We start from the raw sequence: 1,943 nt of genomic DNA, 5'->3' as shown, positions 1-1,943 counted from the left end.
GACTGGTGGAGGTAAGCGGGATCGAACCGCTGACCTCTTGCATGCCATGCAAGCGCTCTCCCAGCTGAGCTATACCCCCGTCTTTTCTAATCAATACTCGCAACGTTCAGCTTGTTCCGTCTGGGTTTCTGCAAGATTTCTTGCTGAATTCAGGCGGTTCCTGCTGGTTCGTTGCCGGTTTTGTTTAGTGCCGTTGGCGAAGAAACGAGATTATGCACGAACTATTTTGGGCGTGCAAGTCGATTGGGCGCAAAAATGAAAAAAGTTGCGGAAAGGTTTCCGTGATGGCTGAGCGGCCAGTCGTTTCGCGCCCTGTTGGTCATCCCTATCGGTCACTCAGATTGCTCGTTCATCATTCAAGCATTGGCCGATGCGATTCAGCCGTGTCGGCGAGGCGCGCAGTGCTATCGTGGTCTTGCGGCAGATACGGCGCAATCGCGCCGACGCAGGAGCATTTCACGCATGGGCACAAGCACATCCTTTCCTACCCGTTCCCTTGGCCGGACCGGCATGTCGATCACGCGCATCGGGCTGGGCGCCTGGGCCATGGGCGGCAATGGTTGGGCGGTGGGCTGGGGGCCGCAGGATGATGCCGATTCCGTCGGCGCGATTCGGCTGGCGGTGGACCGGGGCATCAACTGGATCGACACGGCGGCGGTCTATGGCCTGGGGCATTCCGAAGAGATCGTGCGCCGCGCGCTGGCGCAGATGGCGCCGTCCGAGCGCCCCTACGTGTTCACCAAGTGCGGCCTGACCTGGTCCGACGCGCAGCCGCAGGCCACGCCACGGCGCACCGGCGCGCCGGCAAGCATCCGGCGCGAGGTCGAGGATTCGCTGCGCCGCCTGGGCGTGGAGCGGATCGATCTCTATCAAATGCACTGGCCGGCGGGCGATGGCACGTCTCTGGACGGCTACTGGGAGACCTTGCTTGCGCTCAAGCGCGAGGGCAAGGTCGGCGCGGTGGGATTGTCGAACCACAATCTCGCCCAGCTGCAGGACGCGGAGGCGCTGGGGCATGTGGACAGCCTGCAGCCGCCATTTTCCGCGATCCAGCGCAGCACGGCCGCCGACCTGATTCCCTGGTGCGAGGCGCACGGCACCGGCGTCATCGTCTACAGCCCGATGCAGTCTGGCCTGTTGAGCGGCGGATTCAGCGAGGCGCGCGCGGCCAGCCTGCCCGCCGACGACTGGCGTTCGCGCCATGCCGAGTTCCGGGCGCCCGCGTTGCAACGCAATCTGGCATTGGCGCAGGCTTTCCGGCCGGTCGCCGAGCGTCACGGGGCGACGGTCGCCGCTGCCGCGGTGGCCTGGACCCTGGCCTGGCAGGGCGTGACCGGCGCGATCGTCGGCGCGCGCAACGCGGCGCAGGTGGACGCCTTGCTGGGCGCCGCCGAACTCGAGCTGGATGACGAGGATATGGCGCGCATCGCCGATGCGATCGAGCGGACGGGCGCGGGCCAGGGGCCGTCGCGTCCGTCAGGAGACCAGTCGGCCTTGCCCGAGGATCTGTTCAGCTAGGGGGGCGACGCCGGGAAGGTCCCGGATCCCGCGCTACAGGATCCGGACAGGCCTTTGCGGCGACGAATGCGGAACGGCGAACCAGGCGCGGCTTCAGCCGCGCTTGCGCGTCGCGCCCAGCGCGCCGATCAGCACCACGCCCACCAACGCCAGCGCGAGCTTGTCGCCGAAGCGGGCGTAGGGCGTGAGGCCGGCCATGCCCTGCACGCTGACGGGCAGCACGCCCGGCTGCATCGGCGCCAGTTGCGCGGCGACATGGCCCTTGGCGTCGATCGCGGCGGTGATGCCGGTGTTGGTGGCGGTCAGCATGGGGCGCGCCGTCTCGGTGGTGTCTCTTTTACACATCTGACGCGGCCGGCGAGACTCCTTGTGTGGGTCTCTGGGGGCGCCCGCTGCTTTTAAAAAAAAAAGATGTAGTAGTCGAT

The 1,943-nt window shown here is 66.2% G+C and carries 1 protein-coding gene, 1 tRNA gene and 1 pseudogene; 1 reads left to right on the top strand and 2 read right to left on the bottom strand.

Features of this window, described 5'->3' with window-relative positions; translation table 11 throughout:
* Positions 1-3 precede the first annotated feature (3 nt).
* A tRNA-Ala gene (locus KDH83_RS23680) sits at positions 4-79 on the bottom strand.
* Positions 80-510: 431 nt separating this feature from the next.
* On the opposite strand from KDH83_RS23680, the gene KDH83_RS23675 reads away from it, so the two are divergent.
* On the top strand, positions 511-1,518 hold the full coding sequence (locus KDH83_RS23675; RefSeq protein ID WP_212320425.1) for an aldo/keto reductase: 1,008 nt from the start codon (positions 511-513) through the stop codon (positions 1,516-1,518).
* 93 nt (positions 1,519-1,611) lie between these two features.
* Here KDH83_RS23675 and KDH83_RS23670 read toward each other — a convergent pair.
* Positions 1,612-1,848, bottom strand: a pseudogene (locus KDH83_RS23670) (apolipoprotein N-acyltransferase); the annotation flags it as partial.
* Positions 1,849-1,943: the final 95 nt, after the last annotated feature.

Source organism: Achromobacter sp. Marseille-Q0513, assembly GCF_018195695.1.
Taxonomy (GTDB): domain Bacteria; phylum Pseudomonadota; class Gammaproteobacteria; order Burkholderiales; family Burkholderiaceae_B; genus Achromobacter.
Note: the sequence above shows the minus strand (reverse complement) of the source record. Positions and strands in the feature narration are given on the sequence as shown.